Genomic DNA, 26,700 nt, shown 5'->3' with positions numbered 1-26,700 from the left:
GGTCAGAACAGCTCTTAGGCTGTTCTGATAACTTCCGGCCACGGCCTGCGAGCACGGTCTGAAAACCCCAGCCCAAAAGACTGGGGTTTTTCGTATTTGGTACCAGTGGCACTGACGAGCAGCGTCACCGCCGGCAAAGCCCCCCAATATCCCACTCCATCTAACAATTCCCCCCATTTTCCGATACCCTTGCCATCCCCGAAAAACCACTGATCAATTATTGAACACATGCGTCGTCAGGACTTCTTTTACCAACTGCCCGATGAGTTGATTGCCCGCGAGCCCACCCCGGAGAGAACCGGGAGTCGGCTGTTTCAGCTGGATGGCCCCACCGGAGCCATGGCTCATGGCCAGTTTGAGGAGATTCTGGGTTTGGTGGAACCTGGTGATCTGATGGTGTTCAACGATACCCGTGTGATTCCGGCCAGGGTCTTTGGTCAGAAGAGCACCGGGGGGCAGGTGGAGATACTGGTGGAGCGGGTGCTCGACCGGTACAACGTCAAAGCCCATGTACGGTCCAGTAAATCACCCAAACCTGGCGCTGTGATTGCGCTGGAGGATGGCACCGAAATTACCGTTACCGGACGCGAAGAGGCCCTGTTTCTGCTGCAATTCCCGGTCCCGGCCCTCGAGTTATTAGAGGCTATTGGCCACATGCCATTGCCCCCCTATATAGACCGTGCCGACGCCAAAGCCGACAGGGAGCGCTACCAGACGGTATACGGCACCAAAGCCGGTGCGGTGGCGGCGCCCACGGCGGGCTTGCACTTTGATGATCGCCTGTTGAATGCGCTTAAGGATAAAGGCGTCCAGCTGGCCTTTGTGACCCTGCATGTGGGGGCCGGGACGTTTCAGCCGGTGCGGGTTGACGACATCAAGACCCATGTGATGCACAGCGAAGTGATGGAAGTGACACCGGCGGTGTGTGAGCAGGTAAAAGCCACGAAGGCCGCCGGTAAGCGGGTGATTGCCGTGGGTACTACCAGTGTGCGCTGTCTGGAAACGGCGGCCCGGGATGGTGAAATAAGGCCCTATCAGGGCGAGACCCAGATATTTATTTACCCCAGCTATCGCTATCAGGTGGTGGATGCATTGGTGACCAATTTTCATTTGCCCGAATCGACCCTGTTGATGCTGGTGTCTGCGTTCGCTGGCTACCGCAATACCATGGATGCCTACCGCGAGGCGGTGGCCAGCCGCTACCGTTTTTTCAGCTACGGGGATGCCATGTTCATCACCCGCAACCCCAATGCCTGTGATGACCCCATTGGCGATACGCTGTAAGGAAATCCCATGACGTTTATGCAATTTGAACTCGATACGACCGATGGCCGCGCGCGCCGAGGGCGTCTGAAATTCCCGCGCGGCACGGTAGAAACGCCGGCGTTTATGCCGGTGGGTACCTATGGCACCGTCAAAGGCATGTTGCCGCGTGATATCGAAGACATTGGCGCCGAGATCATTCTGGGTAATACCTTTCACCTGATGTTGCGGCCGGGCACCGAGGTGGTAAAGGCGCACGGTGATCTGCACGACTTTATCCAATGGCAAGGCCCGATTCTCACCGACTCCGGTGGATTTCAGGTGTTCAGTCTGGGCAAGATGCGCAAAATCACCGAGGAAGGTGTTACGTTCAAATCACCTATCAATGGCAGCAAAGTAGAGCTGAATCCCGAAATCGCCATGCAGGTCCAGCGCGACCTGGGCTCGGATATCGTGATGATATTTGACGAGTGCACGCCTTACCCGGCGTCAGAAAAGCAGGCGCGGGACTCCATGGAGCTGAGTTTGCGTTGGGCCAGGCGGTCCAAGACCGCACACGGCGACAATCCGTCGGCGCTGTTCGGCATCGTGCAGGGCGGTATGTATACCGACCTGCGTTCCGAGTCGCTGAAAGGGCTCACCGATATCGGTTTCGATGGCTATGCCATTGGCGGTTTATCGGTGGGTGAACCGAAGGAAGACATGATCCGGGTGCTGAATCACCTGGCGCCGGAAATGCCCGCCGATAAACCCCGCTATCTGATGGGCGTGGGCAAGCCCGAGGACATTGTTGAGGCCGTGCGACGCGGTGTGGATATGTTCGATTGCGTGATGCCTACCCGCAATGCCCGCAACGGCCATCTGTTCACCACGGCAGGTGTGATCAAAATCCGCAATGCCGTGCACCGGCATGATACCGGCCCGCTGGACCCCGGGTGTGATTGCTATACCTGCACGCATTTCAGTCGGGCCTATCTGCACCACCTGGATAAATGCAACGAAATTCTGGGGGCTGAGCTCAATACCATTCACAACCTGCGTTTCTATCAGCGGGTCATGGCCGAGCTGCGCGATGCCATCGCCAACCATCGTTTGGAAGACTATGTTGCCGAGTTTTACCGCCGTCAGGGGCTGCCGGTGCCACCTGGTCCCGACGACGCGGTTTAAGCGCGCGTGGTATCTGCGTATAATCGCGCCCTTGTAATTGGGGGCTGATGCCCACATCTACTCCAAACAATAAACAGCGCCCTGCACGCAGCGGTGCAATTGATCAAAAAATACACACGTGCAACGGGGCGCCAGGCCCTTCATGGACTTCCTATGTTGAATCGCTATCCCCTTTGGAAAAATCTGCTGATTCTGGCAGTGATAGGGTTGGCCTTTGTGTTTGCCATGCCCAACCTCTACGCGCCCGATCCGGCTGTGCAGATTTCCGGTGAATCCAGTGCCATGGAGCTGGATCAAGCCGTACTTGATCGCGCCACCAAGGCGTTGGAAGAGGCGGGTATCGAGCACTTCGGCGAAACCGTAAACCCCAAGAATGCGTTGATCCGTCTGCACTCATCAGACGATCAGTTGCCCGCCAAGCGCACTATCCAGCGCGCTTTGGGAGACAGTTTCGTGGTGGCGCTGAATATGGCCTCCACCACCCCCGATTGGCTGCGCAGTCTTGGCGCCGGCCCCATGAAGCTGGGTCTGGATTTATCGGGTGGTGTGCACTTTCTGATGGAGGTAGACACTGCCTCGGCCATTGCCAAGCGACAGGAGTCCTCTCTTACCGAGTTTAAAAGCAAGCTGCGCGAAGAGCGTATCCGTTATGTCAGCGTGGAATTCACCGAGGCTGGCGCCATTGAAGGTGTGTTCCGGTCAGCTGAGGATCGCGATGCGGCCGCAGCCATTTTCCGCAAGGAATTTCAGGACCTGACGCGCGAAAGTGTCGACAATGAAGATGGCACTTTTACGGTCAAGGCCACCTTCAGCGAAACCGCCATCCGCGAAATCGAAAACTATGCGGTTCAGCAAAACCTGACAACGTTGCGTAACCGGGTCAACGAACTGGGTGTTTCTGAGCCCATCGTTCAGCGCCAGGGGCGCAACCGGATTGTGGTGGAGTTGCCGGGTGTGCAGGATACCGCCGAAGCCAAGCGGGTTATCGGCAAAACCGCCAACCTGGAGTTCCGGCTTGAAGCCAAGCCCAGCGATCTGGTGACCAATAAAGAAAGCTTTGAATTCCGCAGCGAGTTAGACCAGCGTCGCTTCGGTAACGCAGAACTGGAACGTGCACTGATTATTTCCGGTGACCACGTGTCGGGCGCCCAAAGCAGTTTTGATCCTGAAACCAACCAGCCTCAGGTCAATATCAACCTGGACAGTGCCGGCGGTACCAAGATGCATCGCGCCACCCGCTCCAACGTGGGGCGTCGCATGGGCGTGCTGTTTATCGAATACAAAACCCGCCTCGACCGCACCACCAATGCGGCCGGTGAAGAAGTGGTGACACCGCGCCAGATCGTAGAGAAAAAAGTGATTTCTCTTGCCACTATCCAGAGTGCCTTGGGCGTTCAGTTCCGTATTACCGGCCTGGATAATGTGGCTGAAGCCAGCGAGTTGGCGCTCTTGCTGCGTTCCGGTGCCCTGGCGGCGCCCATGTACTTCGTGGAGGAGCGCACTATTGGGCCGTCATTGGGGGCTGAAAATATCGCGGTTGGTGTATTGAGCGTACAGATTGCGTTCGCGTTAGTACTGATTTTTATGCTGGCCTATTACAAGGTGTTTGGCATTGCGGCAAATATTGCACTGGCCGTGAACGTGGTGTTGCTGGCAGCCTGTATGTCCATGTTGGGTGCAACACTGACCTTGCCAGGTATCGCCGGTATCGTGCTGACGGTGGGTATGGCGGTGGACGCCAACGTGTTGATTTTCTCCCGTATCAAAGAGGAACTGGCCAACGGTTTGCCAACGCAGTCGGCAATCAATGCTGGTTATGAGCGGGCCTTTACCACCATTCTGGACGCCAACATCACCACCTTGATTGTGGCGGTGATTCTCTACGCCATCGGTACCGGGCCGGTAAAAGGCTTCGCGGTAACGCTGAGTCTGGGTATTCTGACCTCAATGTTCACGGCCATTATGGTGTCGCGCATGATCGCGAACTTCATATACGGTGGCCGTAACGTGAAGAAAGTGTGGATTTAAGGAGCGTATGATGGAAAGTAATAAAGTGATTAATTTCATGGGTACGCGCCTGATTGCCACGCTGTTTTCAGCGTTGTTGTTGTTGGGTTCGGTGGGCTCTCTGGTGGTTAACGGTCTGAACTTCGGCCTCGATTTCACCGGTGGTTTGCAGGTGGAGGTTGAGTACGAGCACAAGGCCGATCTGGAACAAATCCGTTCTACCTTGTCCGAAGCCGGCTACGTGAATGTAGTGGTGGTTAATTTCGGGTCCGACGAAGATGTCCTGATCCGCATGCAGTTGGATTTTAAAGACGGCATCGGGGAAGAGGTGCTCCGCCACCTGACCGCGGTGGAAGAGGGAGAGATTACCCTCAAGCGCGTCGAATATGTAGGGCCTCAGGTCGGTGAAGAGCTGCGCGACCAGGGTGGTATCGGCATGCTGTTTGCGCTGGTGGTGGTGATGGCCTATGTCGCCATGCGCTTCCAGTGGAAGTTTGCGGTGGCGGCGGTTGCCGCATTGGCCCATGACGTGATTATTGTGTTGGGTTTCTTTTCCATTCTGGGTGTTGGCTTCGACCTGTCTGTACTGGCAGCGATTCTCGCGGTTGTGGGTTACTCGCTCAACGACACCATCGTGGTATTCGACCGCATCCGGGAGAACTTCCCTGTGCTGCGTAAAACCGAGTCTGTGGATGTGGTTAACGTATCCCTGACCCAGACGCTAGATCGTACCCTGGTCACCTCGGGTACAACCCTGATCGTGCTGGTGGTGTTGTATATGTATGGCGGCGAATTGCTCAGTGGATTCTCCTCGGCGTTGCTGGTGGGTATTGTCATTGGTACCTACTCGTCCATCTACGTGGCTTCCAATTTGCTGCTTGGCTTGAACATCGTCAAAGAAGATCTGATGCCGCCAGTGAAAGAAGGTGCTGAAGTGGATGAGATGCCCTGATCTATTGTGTCTTCTGAGCTTATGTGCTCGAAAAAAGGCGACATTTGTCGCCTTTTTTGTGTCTCCTCCTTTATAGTTATTGCCTGAACTGGGAGCCCCGAACATGACTGATCAGCCACCAAGCGCAGAGCAAGATTCACGCTATCGCTACCTTTCGATGACCGAAGCGCAGCTCGCGAGTGCGGATGCCGATGCGCTGCGCGAACGGGCTGCCCGCTATCAACGCATCTTCTACGGTTCAGGATGCGGCTTCTGGGAGTGGGATCTGGAGCTTAACCAACTGCATTGGGAAGGCTCTTTTTGGGCAGAGCTGGGTTATGACAACGAGGTGCGAACCCAGATTCGCACCGGCCATGATCTGTTTGGATTTGTTCATCCGGAAGATGTAGATCTGATCAAGGGGGCGGTCGAGCGGCATGTGGTGCAAGGCGAGCCCTACTATGTGGTCTACCGTATCCGGCATCTGAGTGGCGATTACCGCTGGACTGAAGCCCGGGGTAATTCGCGGCGCGAGGCCGACGGAAAAATCCGGTATTTATCCGGGGTGAATATTGATATCACCAATCTTAAGCAGGCAGAGGCTCGCCTGCGTGAAAGCGAGGCCCGCCACGAACGTATTCTGCGTGCGTCCAATGATGGAATCTGGGAGTGGAACCGGGAAGACAAGTCGTTGGACTTTACCGACCGTTGTTGGGAAATGATCGGGGTTGAACGGCCGTCCGAAGGTGAACGCAATGAATTGCAGGTGTGGTTTGATTACATGCACCCGGAAGATCTGCCAAGGTTCAAGGAGATGCTTGCCAGTCATGTGCAGGGTAAGGTGCCATTCGATATCGAATATCGGATGTTGGGCGGTGACAACCAGGTGCATTGGATTAAAGGCCGGGGCTCGGTAGTGCTGGGTGATGATGGTGAAGTCATCAGCATGGCGGGCAGCAATCTGGATATCACGTTATTGAAGGAGGCCGAGCAGCGGGTTTTACAGGCCCGCGATGCAGCCGAAAACGCCAACCGCGCCAAATCTGAATTCCTTTCCAGCATGAGCCATGAATTGCGCACCCCGTTAAATGCGATCATGGGGTTTGCCCAGTTATTCGACTATGACGATAACCTGACATCAGAGCAGCTGGAAAACCTGCGGGAAATTCGCAAGGCCGGCGGCCATCTGTTGCAACTGATTAACGACGTATTGGACCTGGCCAAAATTGAGTCCGGTAAATTGACCTTGTCACTCGAGCCGGTTTTACCGTCGCGGATTGTGCGGGAGTGCATCCAGCTGGTGCAGTCCCTGGCAGATGGCCGGGCGATAAAAATCAGCACGGATTTCCGGCGTCTGGCGAATGCCTTTATTCTGGCTGACAGCGTACGATTTAAGCAGGTTATGCTGAACTTGCTGAGTAATGCCATCAAGTACAACCGCATGGGCGGTTCGGTCGAAGTGATTTTTTCGGGGGATGGCCAGTCGGGTTTACGCATTGGAGTGCGCGACACCGGCCACGGGATTCCGGAAAACAAACGCAAAGAAATGTATCAGCCATTCAACCGTTTGGGTGCCGAAGGTGGCAAGGTTGAGGGCAGCGGCGTCGGTCTGGTCATTACCCGCCGGTTAATGGAAATGATGCACGGGAGCATTGATTTTGAAAGCCGGGTGGGGACGGGCACGACATTCTGGTTGACGTTTGAGCAGGTGGAGCAGCCGGATATTGAGCCCGAGCCGCATACCCATGCACCGGTTGCCCGGGCAGAGTTGAATATATCGGTACCTCACAAGGTGCTCTACATTGAAGACAACCCTTCAAATATTCGCGTTATCCGCCAGTTTTGCCAACGGTTTCCGTTGCTCGAACTCGAGGTAGCGGAAGAGGCCTTTATGGGGCTCTATAAGGCGCGCACCTTCGAGCCTGATATTGTGATCCTGGATATCAACCTGCCGGGTATGGACGGTTACGAAGTGCTGGAAGTGTTGAAGGCGGATGCCGGTACTGCCGATATTCCGGTGTTGGCCTTATCTGCCAATGCGATGAATTTTGATGTGGAGCGCGGACGCAAGGCCGGTTTTTTCGAATACCTCACTAAGCCCATCGATATCAACCGCCTGATCCAGACGTTGAACCGATTGGTGAAATAGTGCCGGGTGGGGCTGGCCCTTTGTTTTGGCCGCTGTCATCCATCGCTGGCCTACGATAAACCTCATAACCCATAAAAAAACCCGGCGATTGCCGGGCTTTTTCAGGGTGTTGTTTGTGTTACTTCTGAATATGTCCCATGTGGTGTTCCACAATCTGAAGCAGCGGTTTGAACACTTTGGGTCCTGCGCACACCAGATTGCCGCTGTCCATGAACTTGTTGCCACCTTTGAAGTCGGCCACCATGCCACCGGCTTCTTTGACCAGCAGAATCCCGGCCGCGATGTCCCACTCGTTCAGGTTCATTTCCCAGAATCCATCGAAACGACCGGCAGCCACGTAGGCGAGGTCCAGCGAGGCAGCGCCCGGTCGGCGGATGCCGGCGGTCTGGCCCGCGATTTCCTGCATGGCCGCGAGATAGGGGGTAATGTTTTCCAGCGCCCAACCGTTGAACGGAATGCCGGTGCCGATCAGACCGCCTTCGAGGCCTCGACGGCTGGAGGCGCGGATGCGACGCCCGTTGAGCGCGGCGCCTTTGCCTTTACTGGCAGTAAATTCTTCGCGCTTGATGGGGTCGTAAACCACAGCATGTTCCAGTACGCCTTTGCGCTTGCAGGCGATTGAAATGGCAAAATGGGGAATGCCGTGGATAAAGTTAGTGGTGCCATCAAGCGGATCAATGATCCACTCGTAATCGCTTTCCGCCTTGCCGGGGGTAAGACCGGTTTCCTCGCCGCGAATGGCGTGATCGGGGTAGGCTTTGCGCAGGTGGTAAATAATCTCTTTCTCGGCCGCCCGGTCAACTTCGGTCACAAAGTCGTTCTGGCCTTTGGACTCAATGGCGACAAATTCAACACGCTCCATGGCGCGTTCAATCAATTCTCCTGCCTTGCGCGCGGCACGCAGGGCAATGTTCAGCATGGGCTCCATTCGGGACTCCGGTGTCTGGTCAGTTAGGCCTTGTGGGCGGATGAGTTGTCAGAGAGCGCAGTTACCGCTGTGCAGTGTTTGGGCTGCGGGGTAAAAGAAGGGCGCGGAGTATAACAATGCTCTGCCCAACAGCATAGAGGATTCTGCGAGGCTCTGGCATTTTTGCTACGCATCCCAGGCGCCATTTGCTAAACTGCGCGCCTTTTCTGAGTCGGAACTTCCTATGACCGAAGCACCTAACTGGTTGGATAACATCCGCATCGTACTGGTGAACACCAAGGCCTCGGGCAATATTGGTGGTTCGGCCAGAGCCATGAAGAACATGGGGCTGAAAGACCTGTACTTGGTTGAGCCTCGCGAATACCCGGCCGAGGAGGCCACCTGGCGAGCCGGCAATGCTACCGATGTGCTGGATTCTGCCACCGTTGTGGCAACCCTTGAAGAGGCGGTCGCCGACTGTGGTCTGGTGATCGGAACCAGTGCCCGTGGTCGCAGTATCCCCTGGCCGATTCAGACGCCCCGCGAAACCGCTGCCACAATGCCAGTGGAAGCCCGGCGTCATAAAGTGGCCATTGTGTTTGGCCGCGAGGATCGGGGCTTGACCAACGAGGAGTTGCAGGTGTGTAACTTGCACCTGCATATACCAGCTAACGAGGAATACAGTGCGCTTAACCTCGCAACGGCAGTACAGGTGGTGTGCTATGAGCTGCGCATGGCCTGGTTGACTGACAGTCAGGGCAAAGAACCGCATTACGATGAGTGGGATCAGCCGCCGGCCAACAGTCAGGAGCTTGAATACTATTACAAGCATCTGCAGGAGACGCTGGAGAAGCTCGACTTTATTACCCAGGAAAACCCCCGTCAGACCATGACCCGACTGCGGCGCCTGTACAATCGGGCCCGTCTGGACCAGATGGAGCTGAATATTATCCGGGGCATACTCACTGCGACCCAGAACTATATCTATCACACGGACAACAAGCTCAGGGCGCTGGATCAGAAGGCCAAGGACTAGCCAATAATACCCTAGTAATTTAGTATGTTATATTCTTGACTAAGTTAGTGGGTTATTTATAATGCCGGCCGCGTCGGGCCGCTGATTACAGGAATTTGCTGATGAGATTAACCACCAAAGGCCGTTATGCCGTGACTGCAATGCTGGATTTGGCCATGCACATGCAGGAGGGCCCCACCAGTCTGGCCGATATCTCCAAGCGCCAGGAGATCTCCCTGTCTTACCTTGAGCAGCTGTTCTCCAAGCTCCGGCAGTCTGAATTGGTCACCAGTGTGCGGGGCCCCGGCGGCGGATACCGCCTGAGTCGTCCCGCTGAGCGCATATTTGTCGCGCAGATTATCGATGCGGTGAATGAATCTATCGACGCCACCAATTGTGGTGGCAGTGGCAACTGCCAGAATGGCAAGGTGTGCCTGACACATCATCTTTGGAAAGACCTGTCCGAACAAATTCACCAGTTCTTGAATTCCATCAGCCTGTCAGCATTGATGGAACGGCACGATGTGCGCGAAGTGTGCAGCCGGCAGGATACCCTGTTGGAACCCATTACCCTGGTTGAGAAAAATCTGGAGGCAGCGCCTCAGTGAGCTTGCCTGTTTATCTGGATTATGCCGCCACTACGCCCGTGGACCCTAGGGTCGCTTCGGCCATGGCAGCCTGCCTGACCCAAGAGGGCGTGTTTGCCAACCCTGCCTCGCGCTCGCATATCTATGGTTGGCAGGCAGAAGAGAAGGTGGAGCATGCGCGCCGTCAGGTGGCCGATTTGTTGGTGGCCGACCCTCGCGAAGTGGTGTGGACCAGCGGTGCCACTGAGTCCAACAATTTAGCGATAAAGGGCGTTTTCGAGGCGGCTGGCTACAAGGGGCATCTGGTCACCAGTGTCTGCGAACATAAGGCGGTGATCGATCCGGCCAAGTGGCTCGAGGCGCGCGGGGTGGACGTGACCTGGTTGCGGCCCGATGCCAATGGTGTGGTGCCGGTCGCGGACGTGCGCGCAGCACTGCGGCCTGATACCCGCTTGGTGTCGCTTATGCACGTCAACAATGAGGTCGGTTCGGTGAATCCGGTGGCCGAGATTGGCGCGCTGTGCCGGCAGGAGAGCGTTCTGTTTCATGTGGATGCCGCCCAATCAGCGGGAAAGCTTGCTTTGGATATGGAAGCGCTTCAGGTGGATTTGCTGAGTCTGTCGGCCCACAAATTTTACGGACCCAAGGGCGTGGGGGCATTGTATGTGCGCCGCGCTATTGCACGGCAATTGGCGCCGCAGATACACGGCGGTGGGCACGAGCGGGGGCTTCGTTCCGGCACCTTGCCCACTCACCAATTGGTCGGGTTGGGTGAAGCGGCGGCGATTGCCCGAAATCAGCTGGCCGAAGACAGTGAGCGAACGGCCCGGCTGCGCGACCATTTGTGGTCGGGGATTGCCGGCCTGGCTGGCGTGAAGCGCAATGGTTGCCCGCAAGCCATGAGCCCGATTCATCTGAATGTGTGTTTCAGTGGTATCGACAGTGAAACCTTGCTGCTGTCCTTGCGGGACATAGCGATTTCCAGCGGTTCGGCCTGCACCTCGGCCAGTATGGAGCCGTCTTATGTGCTCAAGGCCATGGGTTTATCCGATGCGGATGCGCACAGCTCCGTGCGGATTTCGCTGGGCCGTTTCACAACCATGGCCGATGTGGACCGGGCCATAGAACATATACGTACGGTGATCGGCAAACTGGCCGTCGCCTGAACCAGGTGTCCGGCGGCGCGGAGTCCGCAGCCGGCCCCAGTGAAAAAAGCAGTAGAGCCTATGACAGAGCAAATTGATAAAGCACTCAAGCGCGAATATGAAGCGGGCTTTGTGTCGGCCATTGAATCGGAAACCTTTGCGCCCGGTTTAGATGAAGATGTGATCCGTCGCATTTCGGCCATGAAAGGCGAGCCTGAATGGATGTTGGAATGGCGACTCAAGGCGTTTCGCGTGTGGCAGGACATGGAAGAGCCCGAGTGGGCGCACGTGGTATACGACAAAATCAACTACCAGGCCATTTCCTACTACTCCGCGCCCAAGTCCATGAAAGACAAGCCCAAGTCGCTGGACGAGGTGGACCCGGAATTGCTGCGGACCTATGAAAAACTCGGTATCCCGCTGGTGGAGCAACAGATGCTCGCGGGCGTCGCCGTGGATGCGGTGTTCGATTCGGTGTCTGTGGTGACGACTTTTCGCGAAAAGCTCGCCGAAGCCGGGGTTATTTTCTGCCCCATTTCAGAAGCAGTGCATAAGTATCCCGAGTTGGTGCAAAAATACCTGGGCAGCGTAGTGCCCACAAAGGACAACTTTTTTGCGGCGCTCAATTGCGCAGTCTTTACGGACGGGTCCTTTGTGTACATTCCCAAGGGCACCCGTTGCCCGATGGAATTGTCCACCTATTTCCGCATTAACGAACAGAATACCGGCCAGTTTGAGCGTACCTTGATTGTGGCTGACGAAGGCAGCTATGTGAGTTACCTCGAAGGATGCACGGCGCCCCAGCGCGATGAAAACCAGTTGCACGCAGCGGTGGTGGAATTGGTGGCGCTGGACGATGCCGAAATTAAATACTCCACGGTACAAAACTGGTATCCGGGCGACGAAGAGGGTCGGGGCGGTATCTATAACTTCGTGACCAAACGTGGCGTGTGCCATAACCGCGCGAAGATCAGCTGGACCCAGGTTGAAACCGGCTCGGCAGTCACCTGGAAATACCCCAGCTGTGTGCTCAAAGGCGATGACAGTGTGGGCGAGTTTTACTCCGTTGCCCTGACCCGTGGCAAGCAGCAGGCCGACACCGGGACAAAAATGATTCATCTCGGTAAAAATACCCGCTCGACCATTATCTCCAAGGGTATCTCGGCCGGTCGGAGCAACAACAGCTATCGCGGCCTGGTACGCATGAACCCCGGTGCGCAAGGGGCTCGCAACTTTACGCAATGCGACTCGCTGCTGATTGGCGATCAGTGCGGTGCGCACACTTTCCCTTACGTTGAAAGCCGCAATCCATCCGCGATTGTCGAGCACGAGGCAACCACCTCAAAGGTCAGCGATGATCAGTTATTTTTGTGCCAGCAGCGCGGGCTGGATGCAGAGAAGGCTGTGTCGATGATCGTGAACGGTTTTTGTAAGGAAGTGTTTAAAGAGTTGCCCATGGAGTTTGCCGTTGAAGCGGGCAAGTTATTGGAAATCAGTTTAGAAGGTTCTGTCGGTTAAGGCGGGCATTGGAGAGTCAGTAGAATGTTATCGATTAAAAATTTACATGCCCGGGTAGAAGAAAAAACCATCCTGAAAGGTCTCAACCTTGAGGTGAAGCCGGGTGAAGTGCACGCCATTATGGGGCCGAACGGCGCCGGCAAAAGCACCTTGGGTTATGTATTGTCGGGCCGCGATGGCTATGAGGTAGAGCAGGGCAGTGCCATGCTCAATGGCACTGATTTGCTGGCGTTGGAAACCGAAGAGCGCGCGCGTGCAGGTCTGTTTCTCGCGTTCCAGTATCCGGTAGAAATCCCTGGCGTGTCCAACCTGGAGTTTCTCAAGGCCTCAGTGGATGCTGTTCGCAAGGCCCGCGGCGAAGATGCTCTGAGTTCTGCCGATTTTCTGAAGCTTGCGCGTGCGGCCTGCAAACAGGTTAATCTGCCGGCTGAGTTTCTCAAGCGCGGCGTCAACGAAGGTTTTTCCGGCGGTGAGAAAAAGCGCAACGAAATCATGCAGATGATTTTGCTTGAGCCCAGCTTGTGTATTCTCGACGAAACCGACTCTGGTCTGGATATCGATGCGCTTAAAGTGGTGGCTGAAGGTGTTAACAGTCAGCGCAGTGAGCAGCGTGCGTTTGTTGTGGTCACGCACTACCAGCGTCTGCTGGATTACATCAAACCAGACTATGTTCATGTATTGGCGGATGGAAAAATTGTCCGCAGTGGTGGTCCTGAGCTCGCCAAAGAGCTGGAAGCTCAGGGCTATAGCTGGTTGGCAGGGCACGAGGTAAGCGCCTGATGAGTAATTGGCTTAACCAGGTGCTTGACCGGCCCGCTGTGGAAGACGGTCTTCAGGTTCAGCGTGCTCGCGCGCGGGAAGCGTTAAGCGTTGCCCGCTGGCCGGGGCGTAAAGTGGAAGACTGGCGCTACACGCCCGTGCGCGCGCTGGAGAAATCGGCATTTGTGCAGGCAACGTTGCCCGCTGAACCGGCACCCGCGATCGGAAATCTGGAGACGCTGGATATTGTGCTGCGCGATGGCATGCCAATCCTGCCCGAGGGATTGCCAGAAGGTGTGAGTATTGCCTTCTTGTCAGATGCCAAGGCCGTTTCCCTGTTTGGCAGCGTCAAGCCCGAGCGCCATTTATTCGGCCTGGTTAACGACCTCTTGGCAACCACCGGTGTGTATATCGAGGTGGCGGCCGGCGTCGAAGTCGAGCGGCCGTTGCGGGTGGTATATCAGGCTGGCGAGGGTGAGCAGGTTCAGCAGCGTGTGCTGGTGAAGTTGGCTGCCGGTGCCCGTGCCACCGTGATTGAACACAGTGAGTCCGCGGTTGAAAGTTTTACTTGCGCCTATGCGGAGTATCTGCTGGAGGAATCAGCACACCTCGAACACTACCGTTTCGTTCTGAACGGTGGTGCGGCGCTGCACATTGGCGGTTGTCATTTTTCACTGGCCGGTAAAAGCGAACTCAATTCCACTTTGGTGGGTTTCGGATCCGACTTGTCCCGTCTGGACGTGGACGTGATCCACGCAGGCCAGTTTGCCACGGCTGCCATGAATGCAATTTATTTATTGGATGGCAGCGAATTGTTCGACCTCCATACCACCATTGAGCACGCATCGCCCAATGGGACCACGGAAGAAAATGTTCGCGGTATCGTGGCGGATAAGGCGCGTGCGGTTTTCAATGGTCGCATTCACATTCATCGCGATGCACAAAAAACCCTGGCTGAATTGAATAACCGCAATCTGCTTTTGTCCGAGGGCGCGGAGGTCAATACCAAGCCCGAGCTCGAAATCTACGCCGACGATGTACGCTGTGCGCACGGTGCCACCATTGCCGAAACTGACAAGCAGGCGCTTTATTATTTGCAGAGCCGAGGAATCAGCAAGGCGCAAGCACAGATCATGCTCAACTTCGGATTTATCAATGAGCTGGTGGATGCAATGCCTAACGCCGCGCTAGCAGAATGGTTGCGGCCTCGTTTGCGCGAGCGTTTCGCGAGGATGGAAGCGCAATGAGTTTTGATGTAGAAGCCGTCAGGGCGCAGTTTCCGATACTGTCCCGCCGGATTGATGGCAATCCTTTGGTGTATCTGGACAACGCTGCCACCACCCAAAAACCCCAGTGTGTGATTGATGCGCTGGTGGACTACTACACTCAATGTAATTCCAATGTGCACCGCGGGGCACATCGCCTTGCCGACGAGGCAACTACCCGGTTTGAAGCGGCGCGTGATCAGGTGGCCCGGTTTATCAATGCCGGTCAGCGCGAGGAAGTCATCTGGACCAGCGGTACTACCGAAGCGATCAATATTGTGGCACACGGGCTGGCGCAGCAATTGTCTGCTGGTGACGAAGTGGTCGCGACCGAGTTGGAGCACCATGCCAACCTGGTGACCTGGCAGCAGGCGTGTGCCAAAGCTGGTGCCACGCTTAACATCGCGCCCATATTCGATACTGGCGAATTGGACCAGCATGCTTTTGCTGCCTGCCTCAGTAACCGCACCCGGTTGGTTGCGTTTCCCCATGTGTCCAACTCGCTGGGTACTGTGAATCCCGTCGGGACCATGGTGGCTAAAGTGCGCGAGCTGGCCCCGCGCGCGCTGGTGTTGGTGGATGGCGCGCAAGGTGTCGCCCACGGCGGTGTTGACGTGCAGGCATTGGGGTGTGACTTTTACGCATTTTCCGGGCACAAATTGTTTGGCCCCACCGGGGTTGGTGTGTTGTGGGGGCGTGAATCGATTCTGGCTGAATGGCCGGTGTGGCAAACCGGTGGTGAAATGATCAGTAGCGTGAGCTATCAGTCTGCCGAGTGGAATCGGTTGCCTTACCGGCTGGAAGCGGGTACGCCCAATATTGCCGGTGTTATCGGGTTGGGAGAGGCGGTGCGGTGGTTCGGTGAGTTGGATCTGGCCGGCCTTCAATCCCATGAGGCAGCATTGCTGGCGAGGGCGGAAGCACTGGCCACTGATTTTGACGGTTTACGGGTTGTGGGCACTGCACCGCAAAAAGCCGGTGTGCTCAGTTTCCTGATGGACGGCGGGCACCCGGCCGATGTGGGATTCCTGTTGGATCGACAGGGTATCGCCATCCGCACCGGCCATCACTGTGCCGAGCCTCTGATGAACCGTTTGGGTGTGCCGGGGACGGCGCGTGCGTCTTTTTCTATATACAATCGGCTTGACGAAGTGGATGCGCTTTTCGCGGCGCTCGACAAAGTCAGGTTTATGCTGGCGTGAGGTAATACAGTGAGTGTTGCGACGTTTGATCCCAATGCCCCCGTTATATCAGTAACCGACAAGGCGGCCCGCCACTTTGTCAGCAAGCTGCAATCGCAGGGTGGCAAGCTGGTCCGCTTGTCGATAAAGAACAGCGGATGCACCGGTTTTGCCTATGTACTGGATACCGTGGAATCCGCCGAGCCCGGTGATCATCTGGTGCAGGTGTCGCCTGAATTGCAGCTGGCTGTCAGCCCGGAAGCTGTTCCGGTGATTCGCGGCACGGAAATCGATATGGCCATTGAGGGGGTGAATCGCGTCATCAAGTACCACAACCCCAATGTGGTGGCTGAGTGCGGTTGTGGTGAAAGCTTTTCGGTGCAGGAATAATGCAGCAGCAAATGGTGGTAACCCGCCGGCAGACGCCTGCGCGCAGAGTGCCGTCTGGCGTGCCGGTAGACATTCCGGAAGGCGAGTTCGTCAATATCCGGCAAAGCCTGGGCGGTAACTACACGGTTACCTGGCAGGGCAATATGTTGCGCATTGACGGGACGGATGCCGACGCCATTGGCTGTGAGCCGGAGAAGCTCGATTTTACCGATGATGGATCCGGTCGGGTCCAGGAAGCACAGGTGTGGGCGGCGCTGGAGACCATTTACGACCCCGAAATACCCATTAATCTTGTCTCGCTCGGCCTGATTTATAAGGTCGAAGTAGAAGGGGGGCAAGTGAGTATCGATATGACGCTGACGGCCCCTGGCTGCGGTATGGGGCCTGTCTTGGTGAGCGACGTGGAGTACCGCGTCGGCAAGGTGCCAAACGTGGCGAAGGTGGTGGTCAATCTGGTGTTTGATCCGCCCTGGTCGCGCGAGATGATGAGCGAAGAGGCTCAGCTGGAAGCCGGCCTGTTTTTTTAATTCTGGATAGACACTGTCATGACCCTGCCCGCTGTAGACGACATACTGGAAGACCTGGCGTTTTTCGACGATTGGGAAGAGCGCTACAAATACATCATTGATCTGGGTAAGGCCTTGCCTGTGATGTGCGACGCGCTGAAGACCCCCGAGCGCCTGGTCAAAGGCTGCCAGTCCAATGTGTGGATAGAACCACGGGTTGAAGCGGGCAAATTACAGTTCCTGGCAGACAGCGACGCGGTGATCGTCCGCGGGCTGGTGGCGCTGGTGCTGGCGGCTTATAACGACCGGGCCCCGGCCGAGATCCTCGCGTTTGATATCGATGGCTACTTTGCCCGACTCGATCTGGAGCGGCACCTGAGTCCGACCCGTGGCAATGGCCTGCGGGCCATGGTGGCCCGGATCAAAACCCTGGCGGCGGCCGCTGCGTAGAATCTGACCCCATCCATACAAAATCCCCAGAAACCCGCGTATAATCGGCGGGTTTTTAGTATGGGAAAGCTGTAAATCGCGAGTTTATGGCGTTTTCCGCAATTTCCAACAAACTGAAGTCTATTTCGGAGTTTTAAATGGCCGTTGAACGTACCCTGTCCATCATCAAGCCAGATGCTGTAGCCAAGAATGTAATCGGTGAGATCTACACCCGTTTCGAGAAGGCTGGCCTGAAAGTGGTGGCCTCCAAGATGAAACACCTGTCCAAAGCTGAAGCTGAAGGCTTCTACGCCGAGCACAAAGAGCGCGGTTTCTTTGCTGACCTGGTGGCCTTCATGACCTCTGGTCCTGTCATGGTGCAGGTGCTGGAAGGTGAAGGTGCGGTGTTGAAAAACCGTGAGCTGATGGGTGCAACCAACCCCAAAGAAGCGGCGGCCGGCACCATTCGCGCGGATTTTGCAGAGAGCATCGATGCGAACGCCGTTCACGGTTCTGACTCTACAACCTCTGCTGCGCGTGAAGTTGCCTATTTCTTCGCCGTAACTGAAATCTGCCCACGCTAATCGCGGGTAGTCGTTGAGGTGAATCCCATGGTTGAAGTGCAGGAAGTCGCAAGCGTACCGGCAAAAACGAATTTGCTGGGTTTGTCGCAATCGAAAATGGAAGCGTTTTTTGAGTCCATTGGCGAAAAGCGCTTCCGTGCCCAACAGGTATTGAAATGGATTCACCAGCTGGGAGTGGTCGACTTTGACGAGATGACCAATATCAGCAAGGATCTCCGCAACAAGTTGAAAGATGTTGCGGAGATTCGTTTCCCCGAAGTCATGAAGCAGCTTGACTCGGTGGACGGTACCCGCAAATTCCTTATCAAGGTTGAAGGTGGCAGTGCCGTTGAAACGGTGTTCATTCCGGACGGCGAGCGGGGCACCTTGTGTGTGTCATCACAAATCGGCTGTTCGCTCGACTGCAGTTTCTGCGCCACCGGAAAGCAGGGCTTCAATCGCGATCTGACCGCCGCTGAGATTATCGCGCAGGTTTGGATTGCGGCTAAATCCTTTGGTCAGTTGGGCGTAAATGGCCCGCGTAAAGTGACCAACGTTGTGTTGATGGGTATGGGCGAACCCTTGTTGAATTTCGACAATGTGGTGGATGCCATGAGCCTGATGATGCACGATAATTGTTATGGTATTTCGAAGCGTCGGGTGACGCTCAGTACGTCTGGTGTAGTGCCGGCGTTGGATCGCTTGGGCGAATACACCGATGCATGTCTTGCGATTTCCTTGCATGCGCCGAATGACGCACTGCGCAATGAATTGGTGCCAATTAACAAGAAATACCCGATTGCGATGTTACTCGACTCGGCCAAGCGCTACATTGAGCAGCTGCCGGATACCCATCGCAAAATAACCATCGAATATACCCTGATCGATCATGTGAATGATCGGCCAGAGCATGCGCATGAACTGGCTGAATTGTTACGCGACGTGCCGGTCAAGATCAACCTGATTCCATTCAACCCTTTCAGTCAGTCGGATTACAAGCGCGTGAGCAACAATGCCTTGCGCCGGTTCCAGACCATCCTGATTGAATCGGGTTATGTCACCACGGTACGTACCACGCGTGGCGACGATATTGACGCTGCCTGCGGTCAGTTGGCCGGTAGCGTAAATGATTTGACCCGGCGGGCGGAACGCTATCGCCGGCAGATGGCGCAGCAGGAAGAAGCTGTGAGAATTGTAGGAAACTAGCCGGAGTGTACATGCAAAAAGCAATGTTTTTCGCGGTCCTGGTGTTGGCTCTGTCGGGCTGCATTACCACCATGGAAAAGGATGTTTCCAAGCCAAACCCGGAAAAGGCGTTGGCGACGCACGTCAAGCTGGGGTTGGGCTACATTGGCGAGAAAAATCTTGATTCCGCACGCTTTCATTTGAATAAGGCGTACGAGCTGGATTCAGACGATCCGGGCATGCTGAATGGCCGGGGCTTGTTGTACCAGTTGGAAGGCGAGCCGGAATTGGCTGAAAAGCACTTTAAGCAGGCCTTGCGCAAGAATCCCTCTTTTACGCAGGCCAGATTGAATTACGCTACCTTCCTGTTCAACCATGACCGGTTTCAGGAGGCCTATGACCACTATCAGAAGGCCAGTGAAGACCTGAACTATGAGCGCCGGGCCGTGTGTTTGTATGGCGTTGGTGTGTCCGCGTTAAAGCTGGATCGCGAGGAGCGAGCTGTCGCTGCGTTTGAACACGCTGTACTGCTGCAACCCTCTTTGGCCGCGGCGCATCTGGAGCTGGCCGAGTATCATTTAAAAGAGAAGCGGTACGCGGAAGCCAAGCGTTCGTTAAACCAATTTGAACGTTATGCAAAAGCGTCATCTAGAAGTCTCTGGGTGGGTATCCAGATCGAGCGGATTTTCGGTAACAAGGACAAAGAGGCCAGTCAGGCGTTGTCGCTGAAGAATCTGTTTCCCTACAGCAAGGAATATCTGGAATATAAGAAAAGCAAGGAAAGCCGTTAAACCCAACAATAAAAACCACTACGGCCAAGACCATGATCAATCAAAATACGCCTGAGGCGGGAGATAACGCGAATCCCGCTGAGGCATTGCTAAGTCCGGGCGCGGCATTACAGCAGGCGCGAGAGAGCAAGTCACTGTCGCTGGAGACGGTGGCTAATGTATTGCGTATCAGTCGCGCCAAGCTGCAAGCGCTGGAATCCGATCAATATGCGGATATGCCTGCGGAGGCATTTGTGCGGGGCTATATCCGCGCTTACTGCAAGCTGGTTGGGTTGGACGAGGCTGAGATGATCGGTCGATACGAGGAATTCCTTGCCGCCAACCGCGAGGTGAGTCAGCTGGTGGAATCGCCACAGGTGACACCGGCGCAAATGTTTAAACCGGTGCTTGCACGGTTCTGGTTTGTGCCCTTTATATTGGTGGTACTGGTTGCAGGGTGGTTTTGGCTGCAACCAGAGCAGGCTCGTATGGACGAGAACAGGCCCGCACCGGTGTCAGCTCAAGTCGCAGTGCCGGATAGTGCGCAATCATCAGGCCCGGACGTGACGGTGTCGGCCGATGGGGCTGCACCGTTGGAAGATAAGGCGCCGGTCCTGCCGGATGAACGTCCACAGGGGGTTGAGCCCGCACAAACGCAAACGCCAGTGGTTACTCGCGATGCGGTAGAGCGCGATCCGACAGTTATTGGTGATGTACTCACAGTGGTATTTTCGGAAGAGTGCTGGTTTGAAGTCAGTGACGCAAAAGGCGACGTGCTGGCCGCAGATCTCAAGCAATCAGGCGACCGTGTGGAGTTGCGGGGCACCGCGCCGTTTAATGTGATGTTAGGTAACGCCAGGGCGGCCAGCGTGGTATTAAACGGACGTCCGGTGGATACCACGCCAAACGGCGCCAATCGCGCGTTGCGAATACAGGTTGAATAGTTGAGCCAGGGCTCAGGCGAGTAGTATATGCATTTTGAATCTCCCATTAAGCGTCGGAAATCCCGCCAGATCATGGTTGGCAATGTCCCCGTGGGCGGTGATGCACCGATTTCCATTCAGAGCATGACCAATACGGAAACCACCGATGTGCAGGCGACCGTTGCGCAGATTCAGCGTCTTGCGCAGGCCGGAGCTGATATCGTGCGGGTGTCTGTTCCCAGTATGGAAGCGGCGGAGGCTTTCGGTTTGATTCGAAAGCAGTCGCCTGTGCCACTCGTGGCAGATATCCACTTTGATTATCGTATCGCGCTGCGGGTGGCTGACCTGGGCGTTGATTGCTTGCGCATAAATCCGGGCAATATCGGTCGGGAAAAGCGCATTGAGGCTGTTGTTTCCAAAGCCAAGGATCTTGGCATTCCCATTCGCATTGGCGTGAATGCGGGGTCGTTGGAAAAAGATTTGCAGAAAAAGTACGGTGAACCTACGCCCGACGCGTTGGTGGAGTCTGCGCTGCGTCATGTTGAGTTCCTGGATCGCTACGATTTTCAGGACTTTAAAGTCAGCGTTAAAGCCTCTGACGTATTCATGGCCGTTGCGGCGTATCGCAAATTGGCCACTCAGATAGAACAGCCATTGCATCTCGGTATAACAGAAGCCGGTGGTTTCCGGTCTGGTACGGTAAAGTCCTCCATTGGACTGGGCTTGCTATTGATGGATGGCATAGGCGATACCATTCGCGTGTCGCTCGCTGCAGATCCGGTTGAAGAAGTGAAAGTGGGCTGGGATATGCTGAAAAGCCTGCGCCTTCGTTCCAAGGGCATTAACTTTATTGCCTGCCCAAGCTGTTCGCGCCAGAATTTCGACGTGGTTAAGACCATGAATGAATTGGAAAACCGCCTGGAAGATATTACCACCCCGATGGATGTGGCGGTGATCGGGTGTGTGGTCAACGGGCCGGGTGAGGCAAAGGAAGCCGACATCGGACTGGCCGGCGGTACACCCAATAATCTGGTTTATATTGACGGCGAACCCAACTCCAAGTTGAAGGCCGATAATCTGGTGGATGAGTTGGAGCAACTTATTCGCAAAAAAGCCGCCCAGAAAGCGGAACAAGACGCAGCGATTATTGCCCGCGATTGATGTTGGATGCTGCAATCAGGAAGTTGATGTGAAGAAGATTCAAGCGATACGTGGAATGAATGATCTGCTGCCGGCGCAATCCGGCCTGTGGCAGTACCTGGAAAATACAGTCTCCGATGTATTACGTCGGTATGCTTATCAGGAAATTCGTTTTCCCGTGCTCGAGCAAACGGAGCTGTTTAAGCGTTCTATCGGTGAAGTGACCGATATTGTGGAAAAAGAAATGTACACGTTTCTCGACCGCAATGAAGAAAGTGTGACCTTGCGGCCTGAAGGTACGGCCTGTTGTGTGCGGGCCTGTGAAGAACACGGGCTTTTGTACAATCAGGTGCAAAAGCTTTGGTACATGGGCCCCATGTTCCGCTATGAAAAACCGCAGAAAGGGCGTTTACGCCAGTTTCATCAGATCGGTATCGAAGCTTTTGGTATGCAGGGGCCGGATATTGATGCGGAAGTTATTATTCTTACCCACCGGTTGTGGAAGGAGTTGGGTGTTGCCGACGCAGTGACGTTGCAGCTGAATAGCCTGGGGACCCCGGAGGCGAGGGCGACCTATCGCGAGGCACTGGTGCAATTCCTGTCTGCGCGCAAAGAGCAGCTGGACGAAGACAGTCAGCGGCGTCTGGGCAGCAACCCGCTGCGGATCCTCGATTCAAAAAATGCCGCAACGCAGGCGCTGCTGGCCGAGGCTCCCCGGCTGTCGGATTATCTCGATGACGAATCCCGGGCGCACTTCGAGTCGCTGTGCCTGTTGCTGGATGCGGCAGGGGTCACCTATGAGATCAATACCCGCCTGGTGCGGGGGCTGGATTATTACTCCAAAACCGTATTCGAATGGGTAACCGACAAACTCGGTGCCCAGGGCACAGTATGTGCCGGTGGCCGCTATGATGGCCTGGTAGAGCAGTTGGGTGGTCGCCCCACCCCTGCCGTGGGTTGTGCCATGGGCGTTGAGCGACTGGTGCTGTTGCTGGAAGCATTGAATGTAGTACCTGATGCTGCCAGCCAGACGCCAGACGTGTATATTGTCGCGGTCGGCGAGGTGGGGGCAGCCGCTCTGGCGCTGGCTGAAACTCTGCGCGATGAGCTGCCTTTCATGGCCGTGCAGCTCAATTGTGGCGGTGGCAGCTTTAAAAGCCAGTTCAAAAAGGCCGACAAAAGCGGCGCTTCGGTGGCTTTGATCCTGGGTGAGGATGAGGTGGCCGCGCGTACAGTGGCGGTTAAGTATTTAAGGGATGGGCGCGAGCAGGAAACTATTGCCTGGGCTGCGTTGTCAGACTTGTTAAAGGCGCTTTGATAGGCGCATTCATCGAATAATTGAAACACGACTTGTTGGAGATAGACTGTGTCAGCACATTTGACCGAAGAAGAACAATTAGAGGCCCTCAAACGTTGGTGGTCTGAAAATGGCAAATCACTGGTTATTGCGGTTGTGCTGGGTGTGGGTGGTTACGTTGGCTATAACGGCTGGCAGGATAGCCGCCAGCAAAACGCAGAAATAGCGTCCGCCAAGTATGAAGAAATCACCGAATTATTGCGTCAACAGGAAGCCCTGACCGACGAGAATAAGAGCACCTTGTCGCATCTGGCGCAGGAACTGAAGCAGGGGCACGCAGATACCTTCTACGGCGTGCAGGCTGCTATGTTATTGGCCAAGCAGGCGGTTGAGGCCAATGATCTGGCGACAGCAGAATCGGAGTTACGTTGGGCGGAATCCAAGGCCGATACTGCAAACGTCAAGCAGCTGGTTAACTTGCGTCTAGGACGCGTGTTGCTGGCACAGGACAAGCGCGATGACGCATTGGCAATAGCTCAGCAGACCGTTGGCCCGGCGTTCAAAGCGTTGTACATCGAGTTAAAGGCCGATGCGTTAGCTGCCAAGGGTGACACAGCGGCGGCCTCGGAGGCTTATCAGGCTGCTCTGGATGCCTTGACGCCAGAACAAGCAGGGTTGGCGGCAGGGCTTCGCATGAAGCTTAACAGCCTGCAACCAGTTGCGGCCGGGAGCCTTTAATGAAGTTATACACCCTGGTGCTGGCTGCACTGCTGTTGGGTGCCTGTGCATCCACTGAAGAACTGGAACTTGAACCCAAAGAACTTGAAGAGTTTGCAGAGTCGGTCACCTTGGACGACGTGTGGTCGAGAGACGTGGGCAGTGGTCAGGATGCTCGCTACACCCGCCTGGTACCAGCGATTTATGGCGATACGATCTATGCTGCCGATATCGAAGGCCGCGTGTTTGCACTGGATAAAACCAACGGCAAGATCCGTTGGGAGGTGGCGCTTGAAGACAGCGTTGAGGCAACGGGCTTTTTCAGCGCGCTCTGGTCTTCCCCTAAGCCAGTACCCGTCAGTGCCGGCATCGGTGTATCCAGCGAGCGACTGTTGTTAGGAAGCTATAAGGGCGAGTTAATTGCGCTGGATCGTAATAATGGCGAACTCCTGTGGCGTACCCAGTTGTCTTCCGAGATCCTGTCCGAACCGGCCGAAACAGCGGGTGTAGTGGTTGCCACCACCAGTGACGGCAAGCTCTATGGTCTGGATGCCGAGACCGGTAAAGAAAAGTGGATGTTCGAAAGCGTGCAGCCGGTGCTGACGTTGCGGGGCACCAGTGCGCCGGTGGTTATGGGTGATACGGTACTGGCCGCATTTGATAATGGCAAAATCTACGCGTTTGAAGCGGAAACCGGACTGATACAGTGGGAACAGCGAGTGGCCATTCCCAAGGGCAAGTCAGAGCTGGAGCGCATTGTAGATATTGACGGCACCCCGAGACTTGCCGGTGATCTGTTGTATGTTGTCAGTTACCAAGGTCGCTTGGTGGCCTTTGCAGCCAGTACCGGCCGCCCTTTGTGGGGTGAGGACGCCAGTTCGGTTCAGGGCCCGAGTTCGGACTATAATCAGGTCTACATTGCCGGTGCGATGGATAAAGTGCAGGCCTTTTCGAGCAGTACAGGAGTACTGCAGTGGGAGAATACCGACCTATTGCGGCGGGAGTTGTCTGCACCCATGGTGTGGGGCAGTTATGTCGCCGTAGTCGACCTTGACGGCTATTTGCATTTACTGGATCGCAACACCGGCGCGATGGCGGGTCGGGAGCAGTTGGGTGCAGCTGTGCGTGGCAGGCTCCTGGTGGATGGCGATTTATTGTATGTCCTTGATAATGATGGCGAATTGAGCGCGTGGCGCAATAAGCCCCGCTGATTTTTTAGCTATCCTCCGTTTAATAACAGCCAGAAGAGTTGCTCTTCTGGCTTTGCTTTTGTTGCAGAGAAGATTTTATGGTTCCTGTGCTGGCCTTGGTTGGCCGCCCCAATGTGGGTAAGTCCACCCTGTTTAATTGCCTTACCCGCAGCCGCGATGCGCTGGTGGCCGACTATGCTGGCTTGACCCGCGACCGGAAGTACGGCGAGGGTGAAGTGGGTGGCCGCAGTTTTATGGTGATCGACACCGGCGGTATCAGTGGTGAAGAGGAAGGTATCGATAGCGTGATGGCGGGTCAGTCGTTGCAGGCCATTGAAGAATCCGATGCGGTGCTGTTTCTGGTGGACTGTAAGGCCGGCCTGACGCCTGCTGATGAAATGATTGCCCGCCATCTGCGTACCCGCAACAAACCCACGTTTGTGGTGGCCAATAAAGTCGATGGCACCAACCCGGATATTGCCCTGGCGCCTTTTTATGAGATGGGGCTGGGTAAAATATTTCCCACTACGGCTACCCACCGCAAAGGTGTCAGGGCCATGCTGGATGCGGTGCTTTCCGAATTCCCCGAGCCGGAAGCTGAGGAAGTTGAAACACCTCAGGGGGTCAAAATTGCTGTGGTCGGTCGCCCGAACGTCGGCAAGTCTACCTTGGTAAACCGACTGTTAGGTGAGGATCGGGTGGTGGTGTTTGATATGCCCGGCACGACCCGGGACAGTATCTACATTAACTATGAGCGGCACGGCGCCAATTACACGCTCATTGATACAGCCGGTATCCGGCGGCGCAAAAATGTTAAAGAAACTGTTGAAAAGTTTTCTATTGTCAAAACGTTACAAGCGATCGACGACGCCAATGTGGTCGTGCTCTTGTGCGATGCCAGCGAAGGTTTGGTGGAGCAGGACTTGCACTTGCTAGGGCACACCATTGAGGCTGGCCGTGCCTTGGTTATTGCTCTGAACAAGTGGGATGGTCTGGAAGACTCTCACAAAGAGTATGTTAAAAACGAACTTGATCGCCGGTTACGTTTCATCGATTTTGCAGACATCCATTACATTTCCGCCAAACACGGGACTGGTGTCGGACACCTGTATGACTCCATTGAGCGGGCGTATCAGGCTGCCACCGAGAAGATGTCTACTAACTTTTTGACCCGGGTGTTACAGGATGCAGTGCGGGAGCATCAGCCGCCCATGATTCGGGGGCACCGGATCAAGCTGCGCTATGCGCATCCCGGTGGCAATAATCCACCTATCATAGTGATTCATGGCAACCAGACCGGTGAGCTGCCTGATGCCTATGTGAAGTACCTGGAGCGTACCTACCGTCGGGCGCTGGATCTGCACGGCACTCCCGTCCGCCTGGAATTCCGTTCCAGCGAAAACCCCTACGAAGAAAAGGCCAAACCCAAGGTGCGCAGACGGGATGGCAAGATACAGACTGGTAAGCGGCAGGCGGGAGAGACCAAACGCAGCTATCAGGCTCGTAAAGGCAATGACCCGGCAGTGAAGCCGGGCACCAAAAAGCCGGCGAGTACGGCCAAGCCCAAAGCGAAGCCGGCGGTTGCCAAGCCCGCGGTGCGTGGAGGGGCGGGGCAGACCCGTCGTAAGCCTACCCATGTGACTAAACCGTCCGGTAATAAGCCCAGATAAGGACCGATCTGGCGAAAAAACACCCG

Annotated in this window: 25 protein-coding genes; 24 read left to right on the top strand and 1 reads right to left on the bottom strand. The window is 55.5% G+C overall.

The window, feature by feature from the left end:
- Positions 1 to 228 precede the first annotated feature (228 nt).
- The 5 genes from queA to M5M_RS04780 all read left to right on the top strand — a co-directional run bounded on the left by queA (position 229) and on the right by M5M_RS04780 (position 7,517).
- Complete coding sequence (gene queA, locus M5M_RS04800; RefSeq protein ID WP_015046339.1) at positions 229 to 1,284, top strand: tRNA preQ1(34) S-adenosylmethionine ribosyltransferase-isomerase QueA; 1,056 nt, start codon at positions 229 to 231, stop codon at positions 1,282 to 1,284.
- 18 nt (positions 1,285 to 1,302) lie between these two features.
- The gene (gene tgt / locus M5M_RS04795) at positions 1,303 to 2,430 is read left to right on the top strand and encodes a tRNA guanosine(34) transglycosylase Tgt (protein ID WP_015046338.1); all 1,128 of its coding nucleotides are present in this window, start codon (positions 1,303 to 1,305) and stop codon (positions 2,428 to 2,430) included.
- A 153-nt stretch (positions 2,431 to 2,583) separates the two neighbouring features.
- Positions 2,584 to 4,458, top strand: coding sequence for a protein translocase subunit SecD (secD, locus tag M5M_RS04790; RefSeq protein ID WP_015046337.1), 1,875 nt, complete (start codon positions 2,584 to 2,586; stop codon positions 4,456 to 4,458).
- A 10-nt stretch (positions 4,459 to 4,468) separates the two neighbouring features.
- Positions 4,469 to 5,389 carry a protein translocase subunit SecF gene (gene secF, locus M5M_RS04785; protein WP_015046336.1) on the top strand — a complete coding sequence of 307 codons (921 nt, stop codon included), beginning with the start codon at positions 4,469 to 4,471 and terminating at the stop codon, positions 5,387 to 5,389.
- Between the two features lie 103 nt (positions 5,390 to 5,492).
- A complete protein-coding gene (locus M5M_RS04780) occupies positions 5,493 to 7,517 on the top strand; it encodes a PAS domain-containing hybrid sensor histidine kinase/response regulator (protein ID WP_015046335.1) in 2,025 nt (674 codons plus the stop codon).
- 118 nt (positions 7,518 to 7,635) lie between these two features.
- Here the strand turns inward: M5M_RS04780 and M5M_RS04775 are convergent, their stop codons facing one another.
- Positions 7,636 to 8,445 carry an inositol monophosphatase family protein gene (locus tag M5M_RS04775; RefSeq protein ID WP_015046334.1) on the bottom strand — a complete coding sequence of 270 codons (810 nt, stop codon included), beginning with the start codon at positions 8,443 to 8,445 and terminating at the stop codon, positions 7,636 to 7,638.
- A gap of 223 nt (positions 8,446 to 8,668) precedes the next feature.
- Between M5M_RS04775 and trmJ the strand changes: the two genes are divergently transcribed.
- The 19 genes from trmJ (at position 8,669) to der (ending at position 26,674) form a co-directional block, all read left to right on the top strand.
- The gene (gene trmJ / locus M5M_RS04770; protein ID WP_015046333.1) at positions 8,669 to 9,460 is read left to right on the top strand and encodes a tRNA (cytosine(32)/uridine(32)-2'-O)-methyltransferase TrmJ; all 792 of its coding nucleotides are present in this window, start codon (positions 8,669 to 8,671) and stop codon (positions 9,458 to 9,460) included.
- A gap of 101 nt (positions 9,461 to 9,561) precedes the next feature.
- The gene (gene iscR / locus M5M_RS04765; RefSeq protein ID WP_015046332.1) at positions 9,562 to 10,047 is read left to right on the top strand and encodes a Fe-S cluster assembly transcriptional regulator IscR; all 486 of its coding nucleotides are present in this window, start codon (positions 9,562 to 9,564) and stop codon (positions 10,045 to 10,047) included.
- On the top strand, positions 10,044 to 11,192 hold the full coding sequence (locus tag M5M_RS04760; RefSeq protein ID WP_015046331.1) for an aminotransferase class V-fold PLP-dependent enzyme: 1,149 nt from the start codon (positions 10,044 to 10,046) through the stop codon (positions 11,190 to 11,192). The genes iscR and M5M_RS04760 overlap by 4 nt, the downstream gene beginning before the upstream one ends.
- A 60-nt stretch (positions 11,193 to 11,252) precedes the next feature.
- A complete protein-coding gene (gene sufB / locus M5M_RS04755; protein WP_015046330.1) occupies positions 11,253 to 12,689 on the top strand; it encodes a Fe-S cluster assembly protein SufB in 1,437 nt (478 codons plus the stop codon).
- 24 nt (positions 12,690 to 12,713) lie between these two features.
- Complete coding sequence (sufC, locus tag M5M_RS04750; RefSeq protein WP_015046329.1) at positions 12,714 to 13,469, top strand: Fe-S cluster assembly ATPase SufC; 756 nt, start codon at positions 12,714 to 12,716, stop codon at positions 13,467 to 13,469.
- Entirely contained in the window at positions 13,469 to 14,695 is a 1,227-nt protein-coding gene (sufD, locus tag M5M_RS04745; RefSeq protein ID WP_015046328.1) for a Fe-S cluster assembly protein SufD, read from the top strand. The genes sufC and sufD overlap by 1 nt, the downstream gene beginning before the upstream one ends.
- Positions 14,692 to 15,915, top strand: a complete 1,224-nt coding sequence (locus tag M5M_RS04740) for an aminotransferase class V-fold PLP-dependent enzyme (protein WP_015046327.1) — start codon at positions 14,692 to 14,694, stop codon at positions 15,913 to 15,915. Before sufD ends, M5M_RS04740 begins: the two co-directional genes overlap by 4 nt.
- A gap of 9 nt (positions 15,916 to 15,924) precedes the next feature.
- Positions 15,925 to 16,284 (top strand): HesB/IscA family protein, encoded by a 360-nt coding sequence (locus tag M5M_RS04735; protein WP_015046326.1) that lies wholly within the window; start codon positions 15,925 to 15,927, stop codon positions 16,282 to 16,284.
- Positions 16,284 to 16,811: a putative Fe-S cluster assembly protein SufT gene (gene sufT / locus M5M_RS04730; RefSeq protein ID WP_015046325.1), complete on the top strand. Its 528-nt coding sequence runs from the start codon at positions 16,284 to 16,286 to the stop codon at positions 16,809 to 16,811. The genes M5M_RS04735 and sufT overlap by 1 nt, the downstream gene beginning before the upstream one ends.
- Positions 16,812 to 16,829: 18 nt before the next feature.
- Positions 16,830 to 17,240, top strand: coding sequence for a SufE family protein (locus M5M_RS04725; RefSeq protein WP_015046324.1), 411 nt, complete (start codon positions 16,830 to 16,832; stop codon positions 17,238 to 17,240).
- Positions 17,241 to 17,377: 137 nt separating this feature from the next.
- On the top strand, positions 17,378 to 17,803 hold the full coding sequence (gene ndk, locus M5M_RS04720) for a nucleoside-diphosphate kinase (RefSeq protein WP_015046323.1): 426 nt from the start codon (positions 17,378 to 17,380) through the stop codon (positions 17,801 to 17,803).
- 27 nt (positions 17,804 to 17,830) lie between these two features.
- On the top strand, positions 17,831 to 18,988 hold the full coding sequence (gene rlmN / locus M5M_RS04715; RefSeq protein WP_015046322.1) for a dual-specificity RNA methyltransferase RlmN: 1,158 nt from the start codon (positions 17,831 to 17,833) through the stop codon (positions 18,986 to 18,988).
- 11 nt (positions 18,989 to 18,999) lie between these two features.
- Positions 19,000 to 19,758: a type IV pilus biogenesis/stability protein PilW gene (gene pilW, locus M5M_RS04710; RefSeq protein ID WP_015046321.1), complete on the top strand. Its 759-nt coding sequence runs from the start codon at positions 19,000 to 19,002 to the stop codon at positions 19,756 to 19,758.
- Between the two features lie 32 nt (positions 19,759 to 19,790).
- Positions 19,791 to 20,681, top strand: a complete 891-nt coding sequence (locus M5M_RS04705; protein WP_015046320.1) for a RodZ domain-containing protein — start codon at positions 19,791 to 19,793, stop codon at positions 20,679 to 20,681.
- Positions 20,682 to 20,708: 27 nt separating this feature from the next.
- Entirely contained in the window at positions 20,709 to 21,821 is a 1,113-nt protein-coding gene (gene ispG, locus M5M_RS04700) for a flavodoxin-dependent (E)-4-hydroxy-3-methylbut-2-enyl-diphosphate synthase (protein WP_015046319.1), read from the top strand.
- Between the two features lie 28 nt (positions 21,822 to 21,849).
- Positions 21,850 to 23,118 (top strand): histidine--tRNA ligase, encoded by a 1,269-nt coding sequence (gene hisS, locus M5M_RS04695; RefSeq protein WP_016389221.1) that lies wholly within the window; start codon positions 21,850 to 21,852, stop codon positions 23,116 to 23,118.
- 48 nt (positions 23,119 to 23,166) lie between these two features.
- On the top strand, positions 23,167 to 23,835 hold the full coding sequence (locus M5M_RS04690; protein WP_015046317.1) for a YfgM family protein: 669 nt from the start codon (positions 23,167 to 23,169) through the stop codon (positions 23,833 to 23,835).
- Positions 23,835 to 25,025, top strand: coding sequence for an outer membrane protein assembly factor BamB (gene bamB, locus M5M_RS04685; RefSeq protein ID WP_015046316.1), 1,191 nt, complete (start codon positions 23,835 to 23,837; stop codon positions 25,023 to 25,025). The genes M5M_RS04690 and bamB overlap by 1 nt, the downstream gene beginning before the upstream one ends.
- Positions 25,026 to 25,102: 77 nt before the next feature.
- Positions 25,103 to 26,674, top strand: coding sequence for a ribosome biogenesis GTPase Der (gene der, locus M5M_RS04680; RefSeq protein ID WP_015046315.1), 1,572 nt, complete (start codon positions 25,103 to 25,105; stop codon positions 26,672 to 26,674).
- The last annotated feature ends 26 nt before the right edge of the window (positions 26,675 to 26,700 follow it).

The sequence above is a fragment of the Simiduia agarivorans SA1 = DSM 21679 genome, assembly GCF_000305785.2.
GTDB classification, from domain to species: Bacteria; Pseudomonadota; Gammaproteobacteria; order Pseudomonadales; family Cellvibrionaceae; genus Simiduia; species Simiduia agarivorans.
The sequence above is the reverse complement of the archived record's forward strand: the minus strand, read 5'-3'. Positions and strand labels throughout refer to the sequence as shown.

Excerpts from the sequence above, each read along its gene's own strand:
- queA (WP_015046339.1), top strand. The coding sequence starts at position 229 with ATGCGTCGTCAGGACTTCTTTTACCAACTGCCCGATGAGTTGATTGCC.
- tgt (WP_015046338.1), top strand. The coding sequence starts at position 1,303 with ATGCAATTTGAACTCGATACGACCGATGGCCGCGCGCGCCGAGGGCGT.
- secD (WP_015046337.1), top strand. The coding sequence starts at position 2,584 with ATGTTGAATCGCTATCCCCTTTGGAAAAATCTGCTGATTCTGGCAGTG.
- secF (WP_015046336.1), top strand. The coding sequence starts at position 4,469 with ATGGAAAGTAATAAAGTGATTAATTTCATGGGTACGCGCCTGATTGCC.
- M5M_RS04780 (WP_015046335.1), top strand. The coding sequence starts at position 5,493 with ATGACTGATCAGCCACCAAGCGCAGAGCAAGATTCACGCTATCGCTAC.
- M5M_RS04775 (WP_015046334.1), bottom strand. The coding sequence starts at position 8,445 with ATGGAGCCCATGCTGAACATTGCCCTGCGTGCCGCGCGCAAGGCAGGA.
- trmJ (WP_015046333.1), top strand. The coding sequence starts at position 8,669 with ATGACCGAAGCACCTAACTGGTTGGATAACATCCGCATCGTACTGGTG.
- iscR (WP_015046332.1), top strand. The coding sequence starts at position 9,562 with ATGAGATTAACCACCAAAGGCCGTTATGCCGTGACTGCAATGCTGGAT.
- sufB (WP_015046330.1), top strand. The coding sequence starts at position 11,253 with ATGACAGAGCAAATTGATAAAGCACTCAAGCGCGAATATGAAGCGGGC.
- sufC (WP_015046329.1), top strand. The coding sequence starts at position 12,714 with ATGTTATCGATTAAAAATTTACATGCCCGGGTAGAAGAAAAAACCATC.
- sufD (WP_015046328.1), top strand. The coding sequence starts at position 13,469 with ATGAGTAATTGGCTTAACCAGGTGCTTGACCGGCCCGCTGTGGAAGAC.
- M5M_RS04740 (WP_015046327.1), top strand. The coding sequence starts at position 14,692 with ATGAGTTTTGATGTAGAAGCCGTCAGGGCGCAGTTTCCGATACTGTCC.
- sufT (WP_015046325.1), top strand. The coding sequence starts at position 16,284 with ATGCAGCAGCAAATGGTGGTAACCCGCCGGCAGACGCCTGCGCGCAGA.
- M5M_RS04725 (WP_015046324.1), top strand. The coding sequence starts at position 16,830 with ATGACCCTGCCCGCTGTAGACGACATACTGGAAGACCTGGCGTTTTTC.
- ndk (WP_015046323.1), top strand. The coding sequence starts at position 17,378 with ATGGCCGTTGAACGTACCCTGTCCATCATCAAGCCAGATGCTGTAGCC.
- rlmN (WP_015046322.1), top strand. The coding sequence starts at position 17,831 with ATGGTTGAAGTGCAGGAAGTCGCAAGCGTACCGGCAAAAACGAATTTG.
- pilW (WP_015046321.1), top strand. The coding sequence starts at position 19,000 with ATGCAAAAAGCAATGTTTTTCGCGGTCCTGGTGTTGGCTCTGTCGGGC.
- M5M_RS04705 (WP_015046320.1), top strand. The coding sequence starts at position 19,791 with ATGATCAATCAAAATACGCCTGAGGCGGGAGATAACGCGAATCCCGCT.
- ispG (WP_015046319.1), top strand. The coding sequence starts at position 20,709 with ATGCATTTTGAATCTCCCATTAAGCGTCGGAAATCCCGCCAGATCATG.
- bamB (WP_015046316.1), top strand. The coding sequence starts at position 23,835 with ATGAAGTTATACACCCTGGTGCTGGCTGCACTGCTGTTGGGTGCCTGT.
- der (WP_015046315.1), top strand. The coding sequence starts at position 25,103 with ATGGTTCCTGTGCTGGCCTTGGTTGGCCGCCCCAATGTGGGTAAGTCC.